Genomic DNA, 20,300 nt, shown 5'->3' with positions numbered 1-20,300 from the left:
TCTTAGAACGTTCTTAAGCCGGGGGAAAGAAGGGGCTGAGGAAGCGGCGTTGTGGAGCCCTTCCACCCCAAGGGTTCTGGCTCCCCACTGTCCATGGCAGTCCAGGCAGATCCGGCTTGTGCTGCCTCCGGTGGCTCCCCGATTGGCTCCCCGAGCACCACCGCTGCCCCTCAGGGATCGGGGCGTTTCCACACTTCGGGGCCGCCGCCCTCCCAGGTGATCGGCCCGTCCTCGCTCAGGTCCACGTCTTCCAGGCCGGCGCGACGCAGGAACTCGGCAACGTCCCTCGGCGTGTGCGCACGCCCGAGGTCCACGTCCACGCCGAGCGCATGCACGGTGACCTTCCGGCCGCCCTTCGGGGACACCGGATGCACGATGATTTCCGTCTGGTCCGCCACGCCCCTAGCCTGCCGTGCCAGCGCCAGTCCAGCACGCCGAGCGCGCTGGCTGGCCGACGGCGCGTGCGGGGATTCACACCGAGACGGGGCCGGCACGGGCGACCGTGGCCGCTGGTGGAGCAGACGATCCACACACGGCTCCGGAGGCCCCGTGCGTCTCACGTGTTTCAGCAGCTCAGATCCCTAGCGCGGTCATACAGAGTCCCAGCGGTCCACGAATAGGCCGCGCGAGCTCACTTCTTCTTGCGCAACTTCCGCATCTTCGCTTCAGCTTCCTTCTTCTTTCGCTGCGTCACTCCGTAAGCGGTCCAGGCCCTGTTTCTAGCGGGTTGAAGTAAGGCCAACGAGGCGGTGGTTTCGGGAGCCAGCGTTTGGGCGGTGAGTTTGGGAGCCACTTGGTGTGATGGTGTGTGACATGCCGCTGTTGGCGTAATGGGGATGTTGGACTGTTTGGCCGTGTCGTCCGTGATCGCCCGCTACAGCAAGGTCGACCTTCTCTGCCTGGACGAGTTCGGGTATCTGAACCTGGACAAGAAGGGCGCCAAGCTGCTCTTCCAGATTTTCACCGAGCGTGAGGAATGCAAGGCAACCGCCGTGGCCACGAACTCCCCGTTTGCAGAGTGGGACAAGACCTTCGGTGACCCGCGACTCTGCGCCGCCATCGCCGACCGGATCACCTTCCGCTGCACCCTGATCCAGACCGGAACCGAGTCCTACCGCTACCAGGCAACCCAGAACGAGCGTCAGGCCCGCAAAGGCTGACTGGCCGCCCTGCCGATCGGGCAGTTCATGGAACAGCACCGAGACTTGGTGGAGGTCGTTGCGAAGCTCAAGCAGGTCATTTGCGTGAAGGGCTGAGGTCCAGCACCCATCAAATCGGAAGGCGCTTCTTCCCCTCGTGCCGCTTGTTAGCCGCATATACGTATGGCCGCACGTCCGAAACGGAAGCTTCATGCTTTGTGCAAAAATCTTGGATGTGCAATGGCATGACGTACCAGTTCGCTGTTGAATGTGGTTTCAGCTCGTGCGGCAGCGACGTCACGGCGCTGGGGAGCGGAAGGCTTGCTCTGGAGAAGTAGGCGCCCGGCACGTTCGGTAGATAGAGTCCGATGACCTCAAGACTGGTGGCGAGGCGGCCTCGATTCGTGGTGGCCACAAGCAGGTACTGTTCTCCACCATGCTTCATGGTATGGCATGAAATCTTGATTCTCGGGCCAGAACGGAAATAGCTCACGGATTGCCAGCTCAGCGTGAGAGCGCTCATACCGAGGGCGGCGTAGGAGACCCATTCCGGAGCAGAACTAGGCATACTCAGGACGGTACATCAGGCGGAACTTGCATGCGATCCGAGGCGCTGAATGGGTGTCTGTGGAAGGCGACGCCTGACAGGGGCCGGGCCCTTCCAGACCGCGCCTGTCAGGGACACGGACCAGCGGGGCCCGGGACCCACAAACTATCGGCTGGCAGCCATGATCTGCCGTGGACACTCCCACCCCGCACGGCTCATCGGCGAGCTCACCCGCTTGGGGTGGCTCCCGATCTCGCCGCCGATCATGGACATCCTGCGCAGTCCATCCCCTTCACAAGTGGAGTAATCCGGCTCCCGAAACCACCGCCCCGGTGGCTCTCATTCATTACGCCGAAAACACAGGCCCCCTGGTGCTTTGAACATTGCCCGCTCCCGGTGATCGCCTTGTTCCGGCAGCGGCGACCATCCTGCGTCGCCGCCCCGCACAGCGGCTGCGTCATCTCGCCCCCTCCATCGGCCCTCGCCAGCACCACGACGATGGCGCAGGCAGTGGAACATGAAGAGGGCGCACAGGGGGTCGACCGAAGCTCAGGGGCGCACGCCCGCCCGCAAGACGGGACGCCATGAGCTTGGGAATCACCGATCTTCGACGCCCGACAGCCACTCCGACCTGGGCAAACAGACGCTGTCCCGAGCCCGTTGGATTTTTCTGGGGACCACTGTTAGCCGCGATTTACCGCTCGAACTGGCACGCATCTGGCATGCCGCGCCTTGCGTTGTTGGTCTACCAAGAAGGTGTGCCCAGTGACCACCCAGAGACTTCGGCCAGACGCCCTCGCCAGAGTCGGTGGTTGATTGTGGTGCTGTGGCTACCGCCCAGGATGCTCACATCTCGCAGGTGCACGAAACGAGGCGGCGACTTAAGCACGTGAAGCTCACCCGCATCGACTAGCTCCTGCCGGACGTCGTCTACGGACTGCGGAAACTTGGCCAAGACGTCAACGCCGGCACCTTGGGTGCTCTCTTGCAGGAGCTTGACCCACTCAGACTTCCAGACGTCGTAGCTGATCAGCTCGCCGTAGATGACCGCGCCCGACACTGTCAGGGTGACGGGTATGTGATTCCTTTCGTCGAGCTCCAGCAGGGGGACGAGTAGGCCCAGGTACATGTCCAAGACAGGCTCGGTGACCTCAGGTCTGTAGTTCTCCGGCAGCGCCTTTACTTCGTCCATGTGCAGACCTCTCCGTTGAGGTAGCAGTGCCAGTGCATCCAGATGCCTCTGGCGCGTGAGGCCCAGTCAGGCTATCGAACTAGTCTGAAAAGTTGCACTGTTTGGCCGGATTGCGGCACCTGAAATGCGGCGCTAGCCACATACCCGCCCAACTCCCATCCCGTCTGCCGTCGGCCCACACGCATGTGGAGCGGGCGCGGTGCCGGGCGTCCAGGTGGAGCGCCCAACTGGACGAACGACCTGGACGCCCGGTGCCGTGTCTGCTGGGCTTGTCCTGGGCCGATGGCGGACGGGATGGGAGTTCCCCGCATCAGCCCCGCTCGGCCAGCACCCGCCAACGGCGCCCCCGCCATCCTGGAGCCGGAGGCCCCCGCCGGAGGCATGTCGGTGACAGATGGAACCGGCGGCCGGTAGGGGGACTGCCTCATGCCTTTTGGCCTATCCCGGTGTAGGGGCGGGCGTCGGCGCAGCGGGGGCGGAGCGGGCCGAAGGCAGGAGCGTCGCCCCGAGCGGAGCCGGGAAGCCCGCCCGGCGGAGCGGAGCGCAGCCGGGTGCTTGATCCAGCAGGGAAACTCTCACCAATGCAAACCGCGAGGGCTTCAAGACCGATCGCTAGGCGCCACTCGCCCCGCCCTCACCTGGGGCCTTTGGCTCCGTCGCCTGCCCTCGGTCCCCCTGCTGGCCAGAGGTTGGCCACGATCATGATCGTTTGACATGTTCATCACCCGCCCTGGGTACTCTCGGAGGTGCCCACCCTTGCGATGTCCTCACGTCAGACCAGGAGAGATGAGCATGGCTGAGCCCTCCGTGATTCCCCCCGACTACGCTGGGCACCACCAGCCGACGAATGGGGAGAGTGCTCTGAGGATGGGACCGAAGTCGACGAGGGTCTACCAAACGATCCGGTCTTGGATCGAGTCGGGCAAGTACGGGCCCGGCGAGAAGCTTCCCTCCGAGCGGACCATGAGCGCTGAGCTGGAGATCGGCCGTACCGCCCTCCGCCAGGTACTCGCACGACTGGCGAGCGAGCGGCTCATCAGGGCGTACGACCGCAGTTCGTACCGAGTCGTGGGTGGCGAGACCGTCCCCACGCCAGCAGAGCTGGAGCCATGGACGATCCACGGCAGCAGGACCGTCTATGAGAACCGGTGGGTGAACCTCGACCTCGTCGACGTCGAGCCGCCCGGGGTCGAGCGGTTCGAGCACCACGTGGTACGCCTCCACCATGTGGCGATCACCGCCGTGATCGACGAGCAGCAGCGCGTCCTGATGCTCTGGCGATACCGCTTCGTCCCGCAGCAGTGGGGTTGGGAACTTCCCGGCGGGATCGTGGACGAAGGCGAGGACGCGGCGACCACGGCGGCGCGGGAGACCGAGGAAGAGACCGGCTGGCGCCCGACGAACGTCGAGCACGTCGTGACGTACCAGCCCATGATCGGCATGGTCGACTCGCCCCACGAGATCTTCGTGGCACGTGGTGCGGTGAAGGTGGGCGAACCCACGGACATTGAGGAGGCCGGGACGATCGCCTGGGTACCCCTGGCGGACATCCCCGCACTCATGGCCGAAGGGAAACTCATGGGGTCAGGAACCCTGGTCGCCCTCCTTCACGTCCTCGCGTCGCGGGCTACAGCCGCCCCGTAAGCAGTTCCACACGCCGGCGATGCCGCACGGACCCCGTGCGGTTCGCCAGCAGGCGTGCCTGTTGAAGGTTCGAGCGGGCTTCGTCGAACTCGCCGCGGGCAAGGTGCGCCTGCGTCAGGTCGCTGTGCAGACCTGCCTTGGCACGGACGAACGTGGGGTCCGTCGTCTGGAGCGATACATAGAGGTCGTCCATGGCCGAGCTGTCGCCCAGGAGTGCCAGTACGTTTCCCCGCCAGCGCGCCAGGTGGTCAGCATTCAGGAAGATGCTCAGCATGTCCGGGTCGCGGGCATCCGCACCTTCCGGCAGTGAGGCTGCCGCCCGGTCGAGCGCATCCCTGGAATCGTCGTGCATACCGGCAGCGGCGCACAGCTCGGCTTCGGCCGCGCTCAACCATGCGCGAAGGCGGGGTGACTGCCGCTCCGGGTGCGTACGCTGCGCGTCGCGAATCAGCTCCACCGCCAGCTCGGGTCGGCCAGCATCACCCAGGACGTATGCCTGCTCGCCCATGGCGTGAGCCAAGTACTGGGGTGCGTCCGCATCCTGCGCGGCTCGTTTCGCCAGCTCGTAGTGCCGCCAGGCGCGTTCCACGGAACCGGCGTCCAGCGCCTGCCAAGCCGCCAATGTCGCTGCCCCAGCCAATGCCGTCGCGATGGGGCGACGCGTTCCTGGCAGGACGGCGAAGGTGAGCGCGTCCTCCATCCTCGCCAGATGTCCGCCCATCTGGTCCACCAGGCCGGATGCACCCATCTGCCGGTCCATGGTCCGTAGTAGCTCGGTCTGGTCCATGAAGGTGCTCACCATGGAGTCGCTGACGCTCCGCGCCGAGTCGATCCGACTCAACAGGTCCTCGTAGCCGTCAGCTTGCTGGGGGACCGCGTGTGCACGCTCCCCGCCCAACTCGGCGTCTGTAACCCCGAGGAGTGGCCGGAGGATCACGGCGTATCGCTCCGTGATGGCCCGCCGGCCGTTCTCCCACTCGGACACGTAGGTTTTCAGGCTCGCGCTGGACGCGACGTTCAGCATGTGCTGCCGCGCGTAGCGCTCTATCTCGAAGATCAGTCGCTCCTGCGACCATCCCCGCGCCGTACGAACATCTCGTAATCCCTTGCCCACGTGCATCGCCTCCGATGGCCGTGCCACCTGCCAGGGCTTAACCGAATCGCCGCAGGTGGGAGCGGGTTAACACCCTTGAGGTTAACCCCTGTTGGCTACCGAGACACCCCGTCTGGGCCGTTTCCTGAAGTCACACCGGAGGAACGCCAGCAGGCCCGAACGAACCAAGGGCTTGCATCTGGTGCGCACCAGATGCCATGCTTCTGGTGCGCACCAGATGGCTCGCAAGGGCCCAACTCCGATGTGCACGCAGTACCTCTAGGCGTCCGGCGTGTCCCGTTCTTATGGGAGCCCTTCCGGGTTACCGCGCTCGTCGGAGAGCCGTCGTTGTTTGAGAACTCCACAGAGCGATCCACCGCATCACTACGACCGTGACCACACCGGCCGAGGCGAGTGGAGACCAGCCGATCGAGAACGGGCCCGCTTCACACCCGGGCCCCACACCCCCAATGGGGGGACACGCCATCGGCTCTAAAGAACCACCCGGCCAAGATTTGGCCGCACGACCTCCAGAGACAGGGACCGCCTCTGGAGCGAGCGGCGCCGGGTGAGCAGTCCCACCCCCGTCTAGACCGACGTTGAGGAGTGCTTGTGAACCGCTTAAAACCCTTGGCCGCCGCCGTGCTGGACCGGCGCGGCGGTGTTGCCTTTCGAGTCACCTGACCTGCCGCACACGGTGCGGCCCGGTTGCCTCCCTCGTCCGTCCGGCGCCTTGCGGCGCTGTACGGGCGGGGCTGAGGGGAGCCGGAGTGTGTCCGGCCCCGGAAGGGGTTCGAGATGGACAAGAAGCTCGTCGCGGCGCTCCAGCGTGACAACGAGCTGGAGGACGCCGGCATGCACGGCGACGACCGCACCACCTGCTGGACCCACCAGAGCTGGGCCGAGGACTGCGAGAGCGACCCGGCCCACATCCGGCCGAGCGTGGCCCACTACCCGCGCCCGGCCTGACCTTCCCCTCAATGAAGTGCGGCCCCGGTGTTAGAGCACCGGGGCCGCTTCGAGCCGTCCACCTGCTAGGGAGAACACGACTCATGAAGCACATCGCTGCACTTCAGGACCTCGTTACGCCGTGGTCCGACGACCTGGAGCCGACGGACGCGGAGCTGGATGCGATCGAGGCCGAGATGCCGCTGATCCTGGCGGAGGTCGAGTTGCTCGACGCGCTGATCGTCCTGCTGGACCGGCCGGCGTCGGAGTTCGACGGGCGCCGGATCCGCCGGGCGCACCGGCGGGTGCTGGCGGCCCGTCGGGCGGCGGCGAACAAGACGGGCACCATTCCGCCGGCGGTGGCGTGATGACGTACGCCTACATGCACCTGCGGCGCGGCCGGTGGAGCGTGTTCGTTGCGCTCCTCGGTGAGCCGGACTGGCCCAGCCTCTCCTTCACCGGTACGACCGCCCCGACGGTCGAGGAGCGTTCACGGGCGCTCACCTCGCTCGGCTACGCGGCCCCGGACGGAATCGGGTGGTCCTGGACCGAGGACCGTGAGCGACCCGCCGACCCGACGTCCGCGGTCGTTCTCATCGCCAAGATGCCGGTCCGCCTGATCGCGGGGGGTGCGTCGTGAGCGATGCTCATCTGCGCTCATCGGAACGCGCGTTGTCGTTCGGGACCTGGCTGATCGTGAGCGGGGCGATGCTCTACTCCATCCTCACGGTCACGCCGCTGATGGCCGCCCACACCCCGGACGAGTGGGATTGGACGGCTCCGATTCTGCCGCTCGTTGTGGATGCGGCGGTGCTCATCGTGGTCCGTCTTGACTCGGTCCTGGCTCGTCTGGGCGGGCAGGGCGGGCCGTGGCCGGTGGCGCTGCGCTGGATGACCGGCGCCATGACGCTCCTGCTGAACATCGGGGCATCCGCCCTGGCAGGAGACGCGGTTGGGGTCGCGGTCCACGCGGTCGCACCCCTGCTGCTGATCGTCACCGCGGAGGCCGGCCTGGCTTACCGGCGTGCCCTGACCGTCGCTGTCCTCGCTGCCGAGGAACGCAAGCAGGCCCTGCGGGATGCGGCAGTGCGAGCGGCTGCGGAGCGGGAGGAGAACCAGCTGCGGGCGGAGCGTGAACGCCGTGAGCACGACGCGAACCTGGCGCGTGAGCAGCGTGAGCACGAGGCGAAGCTGGCCCGGGAAGAGGCTGAACGCCAGGACCGGATCCGCCGCGAGGAGGCCGAACGGGCCGAGGCTGCGCGGCGGGCGGAGCAGGCGGCTCGGGACGAGCGTGAGCGCCGTGAGCGCGAGCGTGAGCAAGCCGAGGTCGCCCGTGAGCATGCCACCCGGCAGGCCGCCGCCCAGCGTGCGGCCGAGGATCGCCGCCGGGCCGAACAGGCACGGCAGGCGGCGGCGGAGCGGGCGGAGCGTGAGCGCGCCGAGCTGCTGTCCGCGGGCCCGGCCATGAAGAAGCTCGGCGAGGAGCGGGCCCGGCAGGTCGTGCAAGCCGCGTACGCGGCCGGTCTCCCGCAGCGGCAGGCCGTCGAACTCACCGGCTGGTCCACGGGCTGGATCGCCAACCGCTACCAGGAGCTGCGCGACCTCACCGCACCCACCCCGCGCCCGGCCCTCGAAGGAGCCACCCCGTGAAGCTCTCCCCGTACACCGCCCCGGCTGAGCCGGACAACCTGCTGATCCGTTTCCACAACCAGGTCGGCGCCGCCGTCGACGTGATCGGCACCCCGGTCTACCACGGCTCGGGATGGCGCTGCCACGGCTGCGGCGACCGCTCCGACATGCTCGACAGCGTCCTGTTCACCCGCCGCAAGGCCAACGACCACGCCACCGCCTGCCGGGCCTCGCTCCACCGCCTGCGCTGATGGCCACCCTGCCGATCTACCGGTGGCGCCTCGCCCCCGACGGCCTGGCCACCCGCCGACAGCTCCGCTCCCTGGGGCTCCGCCCCGGTGGTCAGGACGTCGTCGCCCAACTGGAGCGCCCCCGCCGCCGGCGGGGCCCGTTGGTCGCCTACCTGTACCGGATCGACCTCGCTGTGCCGGTGCGGCCCATGACGCAGGGCCGGTGGGCGGCCCTTGCCAAGGCGGATGCCGCCCGGCGCCGGTGCCCGGTGTGCCGGGATCACCTCCCGTACGTGATCCCCACATCTCGCGGCATGTGCAACGCCTGCCACGACTTCCCCGAACCTGCACGGCCCAAGTACTGGAAGGAGGAACCGCAATGCCCGGAATCGACTGGGACGAGGAGTTCACCCGCATGAACCCCACGGCCCCGGAGAAGCCCAGCACGTCGTCCAAGTTCTCCGTCAAGATCGGCGGGGTCCGCCGCAATACAGCCGCGCTCGCCGTGTGCGGCACGATCGCCGTCCTCGCGGTGTGCGGCACGGTCGTGGCCGTGACCAGCATGCAGGGGGAGCAGGCCGCCCAGGACCGTGCGCGGGCCCAGGAGAAGGCCGCGAACGCGCTGGTCGAGGTTGAGGCCGACAAGCAGCGGGCGCAGACCGAGGAAGCCGCGGCCAAGACCCTGTACGAGCGGGAGATGACCGTCTACCGGGAGTGCATGAAGATCCGGGCGGCGGCGGTGGCCAAGGCGGCCTCGTACGACGTCGCGAAGATCCCCGCGTGCGCCACCCCGACCCTGGGCGGTGCGGCCCCCAAGACGCAGGAGCCCGCCGGGGCCGGCGACTCCATCACCTCCAGCCCCTGGCTGTGGGTGGCGCTCGTCGGCGGCGGCGGACTCATCGCCTACAAGAAGCTCTCCGCACCCTCCGGTTCCAGTGCGGTAAGCCCCGTGAACAACAAGGGATTCACCTTCGAGAAGGGTGCGTGAGATGACGCTCCAGTTCTTCGCTCTGGCCCTGTTCTGCTGGGCGCTGTTCTTCACCTTCAAGAAGACGAAGGGAAAGCAGATGGTGATCTGCGTGATGCTGATCGTCTCCGGGATCTTCCTGCCGTACACGCCGTTCAGTACCGAGATCCGCAGCACCCTCGAATCGGTCTTCAACACGGCGAACACCACGGTCAGCAACATCGGAACGTCACGCTGAGCAAGCATCCGCTTCGGTTACCGGTTACCGGTTACAGCCCGTGGACGCCCTCCCACCCCGTGCTGAGCGGCCCGAACCGCCGTCCACGGGGCCTGTAACCGGTAACCGGTAACACCCCACAACTGCACAGTGTCATGGAAGGAGGCTCGTGGAACTCCTCATTCTCCTCGCCATCACCTACCTCGTCGGCGTCGACAACACACACGGCAAATACGAGGAGGCGGGAATCAAGAAGCCCCCGCCGAAACCGAAAGTCAAATGGGAGCCGACCAGGGCGCCGGATACCTTCCGAAACGCCCCCTACAACGCGGCAGCGAAAACTCATTACGGGCTGCTCGCGGGTGCTAATTGGGCCGGTGGTCTGCGTGACGGGTGGCGCTCCGCCTACCTGAAGAAACCGGGCAATGCACCTTCCGGTTCGCCTTCCGGTACGGCCCCCACGGGGCCCTCCACGCCTGCGTCGGGGGCCACCGCCCCACCGAAGCCCACCACGCCCCCGAAGGCGTCCGCACCGCCGCCGAAGCCGACGACTCCGCCGGCCGGTCCGCCTCCACCGTCTGCCGCCGCGCCTCCCACGCCTGCGCCTGGCCCGACGGTCCCGCCGCCCGGGACCGTTCCCCCGCCGCCGACCGTCACGCTCCCCGAGCAGATCAGGAAGGACCCCGCGATGCAGCCCAACCCGCCCGTTCCGCATACCGCGACCGTCGACGACAAGGGCATCCACGTCACCACGGCCGCCGGGAAGACCCGCACCTACAGCGGCGGTGAGGTCATCAACCTCACGCAGGTCATCGACCTCGCCGAAGGCGCCGCCACGCTGTGCCAGACCAGCTCGGATGCCTGCCTGGAGCTCGTGGACGAGTCCGCGCAGCTGGCCGCGGACTGCGACGTGCTGATCGCCGAGATCACGGAGAAGGGCGTCGGCGAGAACCTCATCGGCAAGTGCGAGCACCTCAAGGAACAGCTCGACCTCCAGGCCGCCGCCGCCCAGAAGCTCCACGACCAGATCCAGGGCGGCGAGGAGGCGTGCCGGACCGCGTCCGCGAACGCCGAGGTCCGGCACGGCCAGATCTTCCGGGCCGTGGCCGACTCCCCGCTGACCCGCCCCGCCGAACGCGACTTCTACAACGCCCGATAGCAGAGGAGAGGCTCGTATGTCTGTCACCGAATCCCTCGCGGACGCCGCGACCTACGCGGCCCTGCGTACCAAGCTCGCCTGGCTCACCCACCAGGTCCACGTCCACGCCGAGACCGTCACCACCCTCGCCACCACCGTGGACGAGACCGCGGAACAGATGCAGGACGCCTCCGAGACGATGAAGGCGCTGGCCGTCGACGCGGCCACCACCGCCGAGTTCGCGGACGCGGCCCTGACCATGACCGGCGCCAAGGAAGCCGCGGGCGCCTACACGGCCGCGGCCGACAGCGCGGCGGCGGCCGCCGACGACGCGAGGACGGCCGTCGAGAGCGACCACGGGGGCATCGCCGACGCCGTGGACTCCTCGCCGGTCGAGATGGCCGAAGCCGTCTTCTACGCCCAGCAGTAGGGAGCCGGACCATGGGGCCGACCCGAGCACAGTTCATCCAGTACGCGCCCGCCGCTCTCGCGGTGGCATCTGTCGCCGTCGGCCCCTGGTCCGCTCTCGCCGCCGCGGCGGCCGGAGCGGGGGCGTGGGCCGTCAATGCCTCCGCCCCCGCCCTGCGCTCCCTCATCGCCTGTGGGATCACGGCCACCGGGTGTGGCATCGCCGCTCACCAGGTCCTCGCGTCCGGTATGGACCCGCTGTTCGCCCTCGGGCTCGCCGTCCCGGCCGGGGCGGCCGTCCTGGCCCACCGGCGAAACACCGCCGGCGAGCACCCGGCGCTGCCTGCCACGACTGCGGCTGCGGGTCAGTCCTCGCAGGCGCAGCTGATCAGTGCCTGGTGGGCGGAGTTCATCTCCGGCCCGACCCAGACCGAGGGCCGCAAGCTGATCCAGGCCGGGGCTGGCCTTGAGCACCTCGCCCTCGACGCCGGGACCGATCATGTGTCGTTCACCGGGATCATCACGCTGCCCCAGGGCCAGCAGGTGAAGGTGAAGGCGGCCGACATCGCGGCTGTCTACCAGATCCCCGTCTCCCAGGTGGAGCTGGGCGACCCCAAGCACTACGCGCCGAACGCGCTGCCCGTCACCGTCCACCTCATGAAGTCGTCGGCAGCGCCGCAGATCTCGGCTGGCGACGCGCCCACGACTCCCGAGGAGCTGTGGGCCGCGTACGTCGCCGTGCCGGAAGGAGCGATGCCCGGCACCACCCTGGCCCTCACCCGCTACGACGGGCCCCTGGACTGGGAGGGGATCGCCACCCGCGACCGGAAGGCGATTGGGACCGTCAACCTCCAGGACCTCGCGGGGAACCTGCACCTGGAGACGATCCAGGTCGCTCTCGCCCCGACTGACAAGCCCTCGCAGATGGGGGTGCGCGTGATGAAGGAGCACGCGCTGATGCACGGCACGATGCTCTCCACGGTCGTGGACGAGCTGGCCATGGACTCGCGCGGATACGTCCGCCTGGGCACCTACATCGACGCACGGGCCGCCCTGGTCCCCCTGGCTCAGCCCGGGTCCGGCGCCCGGCACCTGTACCTGGTGGGCGGGTCCCGCTCCGGGAAGTCCGGGGTGCTGGAACAGATCCTGCTCTCCGCCCACAAGTCGCGTATCGCGGTGATCCTGTCCTCGCCGCAGGCCGGAACCATCGCCGGAGCACCCCTGACCGCGCACTGCGGGGACGGGCTGGACGAGGCAATGGGCGCCCTGCGCCTGGCCTACGCACTGATGCTCGACCGCGAAGCCCGCTACCGCTCCCCGGCCTTCCCCTTCACCGACCCACTGACCCTGATCGTCATCGACGAAGCACACATGCTGCTCGCGGCCTCCTCCCAGTACCACGCGGAAGCCAAAGCGATCGTCGAGCAGCTCACCCGCCGGTCCCTCAAGCGCGGGATCGGCGTCGTCCTGGCCACCCAGACCCCGCTGGCCGAAGACCTCGGCAACTCCTCGATCATCCGCTCCCAGCTGCTGATCGGCGGCGGCGCGGTCTTCCTGCGCTGCGCCAAGGGCCAGGGCTCCCTGGTCGGGGCGAACGCGGTCCAGGGCGCGGAGGGCATCGACCTGTCGATGATCCCCGATTCGTGGCCAGGCCAGTACGCCAAGGTCGCCGACCGGGACATGAGCGGCCTGAACACTGAAGCCGCCGCCAAGCCCGAGGACGGCACCTTCGGCCTCGGCTACCTCCTCACCCCCGGATCCCAGGCCGTCCAGTTCCGCTCCCTGCACCTGGACGTGCCGCCTGCCTCCCTCGCTGACGGCCTGCCGCCGGTCGCCGTCGAGGACTGCGAGGCCTGGCGCCTGCGGGAGGCGATCGCGCAGACCCCGGTGGTCGACCAGCGCGGCAAGAACCTGGTCGGCAGCCTCGCCGACCTCCTCGCCAAGGCACAGCAGAGCCCGCCCGTCCCGCACCAGCGGGCCCAGACGGACCCCGCCGGCCCCGCAGGCGTGGACGGACAGGAGCTGATCAAGCCGCGAATCCTCGAACTCCTGCAACAGGAATCCATCCCCATGACTGCCGAGACGATCGCCCGAAAGCTGGGCACGTCCGCAAAGAACATCAGGCCTCGCCTGTCCGAGCTGAAGAAGCGAAACGAGATCACCAACGAGAGCGGCCTGTGGAGGGCAGCATGACCACCCGCACCGACACCCACTTCGCCCCCGTCGACCAGGACCTGTACGCGAAGGCGTTCCAGCTCCTCGACCCCACCCCGGAACCCGTCGCCCCCGCGGTCCCCGCCGCGCCCGCGCCGGGCCCCGCCGTCCTCGCCGCCCCGCCCGTGCACCGGCCCGGCGTTGTCGAGAGGACGCTGACCGACGCCTTGGCCTTCCTCGACACCCACGGCTGGGCCAAGCACCGGCTCATCCACCCCGAGGGCGCCCGCTGCTCCATCGGCGCACTGCGCGCAGCGGCCGGCGCCCGCAACGCCGCCTACCGGGACGCCGGGAACCTCCTCCTGGACGAGGCCCGCCACCAGCACGGCAAGCAGTGGGAGTCGATCCCCTCCTGGAACGACTCCCACACCGGAGCACAGGTCCGCAGCGTGTGGGAGGCCGCCATCCAGCGCGCACACCACTCAAACATCTGAGGCTGGAGCCGCCCGTGTCGTTCTCGTTCACCGACCCCAAACCGGACAACAACCGCTCCTTCTCCTTCACCGAACCGGCGGAACTGAAAGAGAAGCTCCAGACGATCACCGATCTGGCCCACGAAATCCTCCGCCTCACCGCCGAGGTACGCGCGCAGATCAGCTCCTAAGCTCCCCGCCCCGCAGACACAACGAGGGCGGCCCCGTCTCGCCAGAGTCCGGGGCCGCCCTCTTCTGCCGATTGAGTCCATCACCGCCACCGGGATGTCCGGTGGGCGGCAGCCGCACCTTCACTCAGCACTGAGGAGAACCCCTTGAAGACCAGCACGATGCCGTGGTTCGAGAGCCTCACCGACAGCGTCTACGCCCTCGGGGCCGCCGCCCGCGAGGCTCAGCACGCCCACCAGGGCGCCGTCCTAAACCTCGCCCAGAGCGACCTGGACCGGCTGCGACTGGTCGAGGGCGGGATCCAGCTCCCCCACTGGAGCGTGGACATGCCCTACCAGCCGCACGTGCACACCATCGCCCTCATCAACGGCCACCACCGCAACCACGCCGACATGCTGTACCTGCTCCACCACCAGAGCGCACAGGCCTACGCCTACGGCACCACGTGGGCCATCCGCCAGGTCCTCGCCGGCAACCAGCCGCCGCTGGTAGAGCTGACCCGCACCCCCCAGGGCTTCTACACCGTCCCCGGCGAGGCCTACCCCAGCACGGAGGCCTTCGAGGGCCTGAAGGGGTGGAGCGGCAGGCCCGACTTCGACCGGGCCCTCGCCGAGATGGAACGTCGCGAAGCAGCCGCCGAGTACGCGTCCGGCCCTGACACCTACGACGAGCCTTTCGGCGACGACGGCGAGTACATCGCAGACCACGAGGCGTCTGCGATGCACGACGCCTCGATCGTGGCCGAGGGCCTGCCCGATGCCATGTACGCGTACGGCCAGCAGGCCGAACGCGCCCTGCGCTTCGCCCTTCTGGAGCCGCGCCGACAGAACTCCCGCTCCTAGACGCGCCGAGGGCGGCCCCCTCTCACGCCAATGAACCGGGGCCGCCCTCGTCAACCAGCACATCCAACTGAACTGGAGGACACCAGCATGACCCACACCGCCGACATTCGGCGAGACCGCGAGCGTCCCGCCTTACTGGATCTGTTTTGCTGCGCCGGCGGGGCGGCGATGGGCTATCACCGGGCCGGGTTCGCGGTCGAGGGCGTCGATATCGCCCCCCGCCCCCGCTACCCGTTCCCGTTCCGGCAGGGCGACGCCCTGACCGTCCTCGCCGCCCTGATCGAGTCGGGGGAGATCGCCGCGTACTCGGCGATCCACGCCTCCCCGCCCTGCCAGCACGGATGCGCCCTGACCGTCGGCACCAACCAGGCCATGGGCTGGGGCGGCACCCACAAGGACCTCGTCGCCCCCACCCGCGAACTCCTGGACGCCTCCGGTCTGCCGTACGTGATCGAGCAGCCCAACGGAAAGGCCGACGTCCGCAAGGACATCACCCTGTGCGGGGAGATGTTCGGCCTGGGCGTGCTGAGGCACCGCAACTTCGAACTCGGCGGCTGGAGCACCGCAAAGCCCGAGCACCTGAAGCACCGGGGACGGGTGCGCAGCTGGCGGCACGGCAAGTACCACGACGGCCCGTACGTCGCCGCCTACGGCAAGGGCGGCGGCAAGGCGTCGGTCCCCGAGATGCAGCAGGCCATGGGCATCGACTGGACCGACGTGCACGAGGAGCTGACCGAGGCGATCCCCCCGGCCTACAGCGAGTGGATCGGCACCCGGTTCCTCACCCGCGCCCTTCTGGAGGTGGCGGCGTGAGCGACCTGCCCAGCATCGACCTTCCCGGCCTGGACCTGCTCGCCCACGCCATGGCGGCGACCGAACGTGGCTGGCACGTCTTCCCGGTCCGCCCCCGCGACAAGCGACCCGCCGGCCACGCACAGGCCCGCTGCCCCGGCACCGGCCGGTGCGTGAACGGTCACCGCACGCCGGAACAGCGCGCGACCACCGATCCCGACCTGATCGCAGCCGCGTGGACCCATGCTCCGTACAACATCGGGATCGCGACGGGCCCGTCCGGGCTGCTCGTCGTCGACCTCGACATGCTCAAGCCGACAGACGAAGAGGGTACGCCTGACGGCGTAACCACCTTCGAGGCGCTCTGCGAGCGCTCCGGACAGGCCGTCCCCACCACCTACCGCGTCCGGACCGCGCGCGGCGGGCAGCACCTGTACTTCACCCAGCCCGCCGGGGCCCGGCTCGGCACCACCGCCGGACGTCTCGGCAAGCACATCGACACCCGCGGCTGGGGCGGATACGTCGTCGCCCCCGGCAGCAGCACCCCGGACGGCGCCTACACGGTCCTGGACAACATCAGCCCCATCCCACTGCCCGAATGGCTCGCCGACGCGCTGACAGCCAGGCGCAAGCCCGTCAGGGACGCACCGATGCCCCAGACAGTGAAGGGATCCCGGTACGCGAAAGCGGCCCTGGACAACGAAGTACGCAACGTCGCCCATGCCGGAGACGGAACCCGCAACGACACGCTGCTCAGGGCCGCGAGGGCTCTGGGGCGGTTCGTCGCGTCGGGCGACCTGACCCGCGTGGAGGTTGAGCAGGCTCTTAGTAGCGCGGTGGCGGGCAACGCCACCGAGTCGGAGCGCTACTACGACGACGTCATCGCCCGGGGTCTGGACTGGTCGATCGCCAACAACCCCGCTGGCAGCCGGAGGGCGGCATGAACGCCCGCCTCCCCGTTGCCTCTAAGAGCCCTCTCGAACACCCCGCTGCCGAGGACGCCGAGCAGCCGTCGCGGCAGGCCAAGCTGGGCGCCCCGGAGGGCGTCGCCGAAGGCGTCCCTTCAGTACTTCGCCCTGACGCGCACGCCGGCGACGGGCGCCGGCCCGTCGCCTGGCTCCACATCACCGCCCCCGGACGCGGCACCACGCCGTCCGTCCGGTCCTGGTGCGCGTGCGGCAGGGACCTGTTCGCCGCGGGACAGGCCCGAGCCCTCGCCCTGATCGCCGACCACGACCGGCATCGCACCCAGTGCCCCCTGCTCGCTGAGGGAAAGGAAGCCGCATGAGTCCGCACGATCCTGAGCTGTGGGCCGGGTTCGACGAGATGACCCCGGAGGACATCACCGGTCCCGTGTGGGACGAGCCCGTACCCCTCAACCCGCGCGGACAGCTCCCCGTGTTTCCTGTGGACGCCCTGCCCGACTGGCTCGCCGCCATGACGGCCGGTGTCGCGGAGGAGACGCAGACGCCCGTCGACCTCGCAGGGTGTCTCGCTCTCGCCGTGATCGGCACCGCCGCCGGCGGACGCCTCACCGTGACCGTGCGCGGGCAGTGGAGCGAACCGGTCAACCTTTACACCGCCGTCGCCCTGCCGCCCGGCAACCGCAAGAGCGCCGTGTTCGGGCTCATGACCAAGCCCCTGCTCGCCGCCGAGAAAGCCCTCAGCGAACTCACCGCGCCCCAGCGGACCGAGGCGGCCGCTTCCGCGCGCATCGCGAAGGCTGCCGCCGAGAAGGCCGAGAAGCTGGCGGCCAATGCCGAAGACGACAAGCTGGCTGGCCTGACCGCCCAGGCCGTCGCGCTCTCCGAGGCCGCCGAGCGGGCTGTCGTCCCGGCCGAGCCGCAGCTCGTCGCCGACGACATCACCGCCGAAAGCCTGACCACCCTCCTCGCCCAGCAGGACGGGCGGATCTCGATCCTTTCCCCGGAGGGCGAGATCTTCGAGATCATCGCCGGACGCTACTCCGGTGTCCCGAACATGGGGATCTTCCTCAAGGGCCACGCTGGCGACATGGCCCGCGTCAACCGGCAGGCCAGAGACCCCCAGTACATCGAGAACCCCGCCATCACCATGGGCCTTGCCATCCAGCCGGAGGTCCTCGACGCCATCGGGCAGATCAAGGGCGCCGACGGACGCGGCCTGCTCGCCCGGTTCCTCTACTCCAAGCCCGAATCCCTCGTCGGCTACCGGAATCTCACCCCTGAACTCCTCAGCCCCGGAACAGCCGAAACCTACGCCCGCAAGCTCGGGCACCTGGCCCTGACCCTCGCGGCCTGGACCGAGACCGCCGCGCTCACCCTCACCCCCGAGGCGGACGCCGTCCTGCTCGCCTACCAGCGCGTCACGGAATCCCGCCTGCGCAAGGACGGGACCCTCGCACCGATCGTGAACTGGGCAAGCAAGCGCGACGGCGCCGTCGCCCGCCTCGCCGGACTCCTCCACCTCGCCGCCCACCCCGAGGACGCCTGGACCCGGCCGATCACCGCCGAAACCATGGCCGCCGCTACTAGCCTCGGGGACTACTTCACCGCCCACGCCCTCGACGTCTTCAACGCGATGAAGGCCGACCCCGCCCAGGCAGCCGCCCACACGGTGCTGACCCACCTGAGCGAGTCCCGAACCGAGTCCTTCACCAAACGCGACCTGTTCCGCGCGATGCCCCGCAGCGAGTTCCCCTCCATGAGCGACCTCGACCCCGCCCTGGACCTCTTGGAGGAACACGGCTGGGTTCGTCAGCAGCCCCCGCCGCCCCGCACCGCACGCGGCGGCCGGCCGCCCTCCCCCCGCTACGAGACCCACCCCCGCATCACCCCCGCCGTCTGAAAACCCCCCAACCCACTGACAGAACTGACAGAACCTCCCGACCAGCCCTGTGACCTGCGAAAACGGGCACTTTCGGGGCTCTGACAGAACCTCCGAAAACTCTGACAGAACTCAAAAAACCTCGCTTCGGGCGAGCCGACCGGGCTGACAGAACCTAGGTTTTCGAGGTTCTGTCAGAGTTTTTTGAGGTTTTGTCACGCGGGGAAAACCACCCAAAACCGCAGGTCAGGGGCTACATGGCGAGGTTCTGTCAGTTCTGTCAGCGATTCCGGCCCTCCGGCAGGGCTGGAGTCGCACGACTGACAACAGACACGGATCGGAAGGAACGTCATCACGTGGCACTGATGGTCGTACCCGAGAGGCGGCTACACAGCGTGGAAGAAGCCGCAGAACTGCTCAACGTCGGCCGCTCCACAGCGTTCGAGGAGATTCGCCTCGGTCGCCTGCGGACTGTCCGCGTCGGCAGGCGACGGCTCGTACCCACCGAGTACGTAGACGAGTACGTCGAACTCCTCAAGTGCGAGGCGCAGGCCGCCGCGTAGCAGCAACCAACCCATCACGGGGCCGCACCGATGCCGGTGCGGCCCCGTCCTCATGCTTGAAAGGTGCCAGATGGACAACGAGAGCGCGCCGGGCCGGAAGGCAGCCAACGGCGAGGACTCGATCTACTGGGACAAGTCCAAGGAGCGCTTCATCGGGGCCGTTTCGCTGGGCTACACCCCGGCGGGGAAGCGCCACCGTCCCAAGGTGTCCGGCAAGACGAAGACCGAAGTGCGGCGGAAGCTGCGGGAGCTCCGCAAGGAGCTGGAGCAGGGAGCCAAGGCGCCTGCCCACTACACCGTGAAGCAGGCCGTAGAGACCTGGTTGGCGCAGGGCCTCAAGGGCAGGGCTCCCAAGAGCCTGGAGACCTACCGGTACCTGGCCGAGACGCACATCTACCCGTCCCTCGGCGCGGCCAAGGTACGTGTGCTGGAGGCGGACACGCTGGACGACTGGCTTGACGAGAAGGCCGAGGTGCTGGCCACCAGTTCGCTGCGGCTGCTGCTTTCGGTCCTCCGGCGGTCCATTGCGCATGCGCAGAGGCGCGGCCGGGCAACGCGCAACGTGGCCGAGTTGGTCGCGGTGCCGGAGGGGAGGCCCGGTCGGCCCAGCAAGTCCCTGACCCTGGAGCAGGCAACCGCGCTGCTGAGCGCCGAGGAAGGGAAGTGGATCCACGTGTACGTGGTCTTGTCGCTCCTGGTGGGAACGCGGCCGGAGGAGACGCGTCCCCTGACCTGGGCCCACGTCCACACCGCGCCGGACGACGGCAGTAAGCCGCACATCGACGTGTGGCGGTCCGTGCGAAGGACCGGGGACACGAAGACGCGGAGGAGCCGGCGGTCTCTGGCTATGCCGAAGCAGGCGGTGGAGGTGCTGGAGGGGCATCGGGAGCGGCAGCAGGCCAAGTTCAAAGCCGCCGGCAAGACCTGGACTGAGCAGGGCCTCGTCTTTCCATCGAGGGTGGGCCGTGTGATGGACGCCAGCGGAGTGCGCATCAGCCTGCGCTCGCTGCTGAAGGAAGCCGGGTTCAGTAATCCGGGAGAGTGGACGACCCGGGAGCTGAGGACGAGCTTCGTGTCCCTGCTCTCCGACCACGGGGTGCCCATCGAAGCGATTTCCCGGCTGGTCGGGCATAAGGGGAGCAATACGACGGAACGCGTGTACCGCAAGCAGATCCGGCCCGTTATCACCGAAGGCGCCGAGGCGATGGACGAGATCTTCGGCCGTGTTCACGACGGCGACGCCGAAGCGCCGTAAGACCGTCCAAGTATGGCTCGTGGCTCCCGGATTGGCTCCCTCTGGGCGGGCGCGGGCGTGGTGGGGAGGCTCTGA

At 68.5% G+C, this 20,300-nt stretch carries 24 protein-coding genes; 21 read left to right on the top strand and 3 right to left on the bottom strand.

Features of this window, described 5'->3' with window-relative positions; all coding sequences use genetic code 11:
* Positions 1 to 170: 170 nt before the first annotated feature.
* Complete coding sequence (locus tag OG982_RS30720; protein WP_266950238.1) at positions 171 to 398, bottom strand: hypothetical protein; 228 nt, start codon at positions 396 to 398, stop codon at positions 171 to 173.
* 456 nt (positions 399 to 854) lie between these two features.
* On the opposite strand from OG982_RS30720, the gene OG982_RS30715 reads away from it, so the two are divergent.
* Complete coding sequence (locus tag OG982_RS30715) at positions 855 to 1,160, top strand: ATP-binding protein (protein ID WP_323139307.1); 306 nt, start codon at positions 855 to 857, stop codon at positions 1,158 to 1,160.
* 1,271 nt (positions 1,161 to 2,431) lie between these two features.
* Here the strand turns inward: OG982_RS30715 and OG982_RS30710 are convergent.
* Positions 2,432 to 2,878 carry a hypothetical protein gene (locus tag OG982_RS30710; RefSeq protein ID WP_266950236.1) on the bottom strand — a complete coding sequence of 149 codons (447 nt, stop codon included), beginning with the start codon at positions 2,876 to 2,878 and terminating at the stop codon, positions 2,432 to 2,434.
* A gap of 867 nt (positions 2,879 to 3,745) precedes the next feature.
* On the opposite strand from OG982_RS30710, the gene OG982_RS30705 reads away from it, so the two are divergent.
* Entirely contained in the window at positions 3,746 to 4,522 is a 777-nt protein-coding gene (locus tag OG982_RS30705) for an NUDIX domain-containing protein (RefSeq protein ID WP_266950234.1), read from the top strand.
* Here the strand turns inward: OG982_RS30705 and OG982_RS30700 are convergent.
* Positions 4,506 to 5,636 carry a helix-turn-helix transcriptional regulator gene (locus tag OG982_RS30700; protein WP_266950233.1) on the bottom strand — a complete coding sequence of 377 codons (1,131 nt, stop codon included), beginning with the start codon at positions 5,634 to 5,636 and terminating at the stop codon, positions 4,506 to 4,508. The genes OG982_RS30705 and OG982_RS30700 overlap by 17 nt on opposite strands.
* 777 nt (positions 5,637 to 6,413) lie before the next feature.
* Here OG982_RS30700 and OG982_RS30695 point away from each other — a divergent pair.
* The 19 genes from OG982_RS30695 (at position 6,414) to OG982_RS30605 (ending at position 20,225) form a co-directional block, all read left to right on the top strand.
* Positions 6,414 to 6,584, top strand: coding sequence for a hypothetical protein (locus OG982_RS30695; RefSeq protein ID WP_266950232.1), 171 nt, complete (start codon positions 6,414 to 6,416; stop codon positions 6,582 to 6,584).
* Between the two features lie 83 nt (positions 6,585 to 6,667).
* Positions 6,668 to 6,931 (top strand): DUF6284 family protein, encoded by a 264-nt coding sequence (locus tag OG982_RS30690; RefSeq protein ID WP_266950231.1) that lies wholly within the window; start codon positions 6,668 to 6,670, stop codon positions 6,929 to 6,931.
* On the top strand, positions 6,931 to 7,203 hold the full coding sequence (locus OG982_RS30685; RefSeq protein ID WP_266950230.1) for a DUF6303 family protein: 273 nt from the start codon (positions 6,931 to 6,933) through the stop codon (positions 7,201 to 7,203). Before OG982_RS30690 ends, OG982_RS30685 begins: the two co-directional genes overlap by 1 nt.
* Positions 7,200 to 8,213, top strand: coding sequence for a DUF2637 domain-containing protein (locus OG982_RS30680; protein WP_266950228.1), 1,014 nt, complete (start codon positions 7,200 to 7,202; stop codon positions 8,211 to 8,213). Before OG982_RS30685 ends, OG982_RS30680 begins: the two co-directional genes overlap by 4 nt.
* The gene (locus tag OG982_RS30675) at positions 8,210 to 8,443 is read left to right on the top strand and encodes a hypothetical protein (protein WP_266950227.1); all 234 of its coding nucleotides are present in this window, start codon (positions 8,210 to 8,212) and stop codon (positions 8,441 to 8,443) included. Before OG982_RS30680 ends, OG982_RS30675 begins: the two co-directional genes overlap by 4 nt.
* The gene (locus OG982_RS30670; RefSeq protein WP_266950226.1) at positions 8,443 to 8,841 is read left to right on the top strand and encodes an RRQRL motif-containing zinc-binding protein; all 399 of its coding nucleotides are present in this window, start codon (positions 8,443 to 8,445) and stop codon (positions 8,839 to 8,841) included. Before OG982_RS30675 ends, OG982_RS30670 begins: the two co-directional genes overlap by 1 nt.
* Positions 8,802 to 9,410 carry a hypothetical protein gene (locus OG982_RS30665; RefSeq protein ID WP_266950225.1) on the top strand — a complete coding sequence of 203 codons (609 nt, stop codon included), beginning with the start codon at positions 8,802 to 8,804 and terminating at the stop codon, positions 9,408 to 9,410. The genes OG982_RS30670 and OG982_RS30665 overlap by 40 nt, the downstream gene beginning before the upstream one ends.
* Position 9,411: 1 nt before the next feature.
* A complete protein-coding gene (locus OG982_RS30660) occupies positions 9,412 to 9,627 on the top strand; it encodes a hypothetical protein (RefSeq protein WP_266950224.1) in 216 nt (71 codons plus the stop codon).
* Positions 9,628 to 10,294: 667 nt separating this feature from the next.
* Positions 10,295 to 10,765 carry a hypothetical protein gene (locus OG982_RS30655; RefSeq protein WP_266950223.1) on the top strand — a complete coding sequence of 157 codons (471 nt, stop codon included), beginning with the start codon at positions 10,295 to 10,297 and terminating at the stop codon, positions 10,763 to 10,765.
* Between the two features lie 16 nt (positions 10,766 to 10,781).
* Positions 10,782 to 11,174: a hypothetical protein gene (locus tag OG982_RS30650; RefSeq protein ID WP_266950222.1), complete on the top strand. Its 393-nt coding sequence runs from the start codon at positions 10,782 to 10,784 to the stop codon at positions 11,172 to 11,174.
* 11 nt (positions 11,175 to 11,185) lie between these two features.
* Positions 11,186 to 13,345 carry a type IV secretory system conjugative DNA transfer family protein gene (locus OG982_RS30645; protein ID WP_266950220.1) on the top strand — a complete coding sequence of 720 codons (2,160 nt, stop codon included), beginning with the start codon at positions 11,186 to 11,188 and terminating at the stop codon, positions 13,343 to 13,345.
* Positions 13,342 to 13,800 (top strand): hypothetical protein, encoded by a 459-nt coding sequence (locus OG982_RS30640; RefSeq protein WP_266950218.1) that lies wholly within the window; start codon positions 13,342 to 13,344, stop codon positions 13,798 to 13,800. The genes OG982_RS30645 and OG982_RS30640 overlap by 4 nt, the downstream gene beginning before the upstream one ends.
* A gap of 14 nt (positions 13,801 to 13,814) precedes the next feature.
* Positions 13,815 to 13,970, top strand: coding sequence for a hypothetical protein (locus OG982_RS30635; protein ID WP_266950217.1), 156 nt, complete (start codon positions 13,815 to 13,817; stop codon positions 13,968 to 13,970).
* Between the two features lie 144 nt (positions 13,971 to 14,114).
* Positions 14,115 to 14,810, top strand: a complete 696-nt coding sequence (locus OG982_RS30630) for a hypothetical protein (protein ID WP_266950215.1) — start codon at positions 14,115 to 14,117, stop codon at positions 14,808 to 14,810.
* A gap of 87 nt (positions 14,811 to 14,897) precedes the next feature.
* The gene (locus tag OG982_RS30625) at positions 14,898 to 15,623 is read left to right on the top strand and encodes a DNA methylase (protein WP_266950213.1); all 726 of its coding nucleotides are present in this window, start codon (positions 14,898 to 14,900) and stop codon (positions 15,621 to 15,623) included.
* Positions 15,624 to 15,673: 50 nt separating this feature from the next.
* Entirely contained in the window at positions 15,674 to 16,546 is an 873-nt protein-coding gene (locus OG982_RS30620; protein WP_266950240.1) for a bifunctional DNA primase/polymerase, read from the top strand.
* Positions 16,547 to 16,886: 340 nt separating this feature from the next.
* The gene (locus tag OG982_RS30615) at positions 16,887 to 18,428 is read left to right on the top strand and encodes a YfjI family protein (RefSeq protein WP_266950211.1); all 1,542 of its coding nucleotides are present in this window, start codon (positions 16,887 to 16,889) and stop codon (positions 18,426 to 18,428) included.
* 374 nt (positions 18,429 to 18,802) lie between these two features.
* Positions 18,803 to 18,970, top strand: a complete 168-nt coding sequence (locus OG982_RS30610) for an excisionase family DNA-binding protein (protein ID WP_266950210.1) — start codon at positions 18,803 to 18,805, stop codon at positions 18,968 to 18,970.
* Positions 18,971 to 19,040: 70 nt separating this feature from the next.
* Positions 19,041 to 20,225, top strand: a complete 1,185-nt coding sequence (locus OG982_RS30605; RefSeq protein WP_266950208.1) for a tyrosine recombinase XerC — start codon at positions 19,041 to 19,043, stop codon at positions 20,223 to 20,225.
* Positions 20,226 to 20,300: the final 75 nt, after the last annotated feature.

The sequence above is a fragment of the Streptomyces sp. NBC_01551 genome (genome assembly GCF_026339935.1).
Lineage (GTDB): Bacteria > Actinomycetota > Actinomycetes > Streptomycetales > Streptomycetaceae > Streptomyces.
The sequence above is the reverse complement of the archived record's forward strand: the minus strand, read 5'-3'. Positions and strand labels throughout refer to the sequence as shown.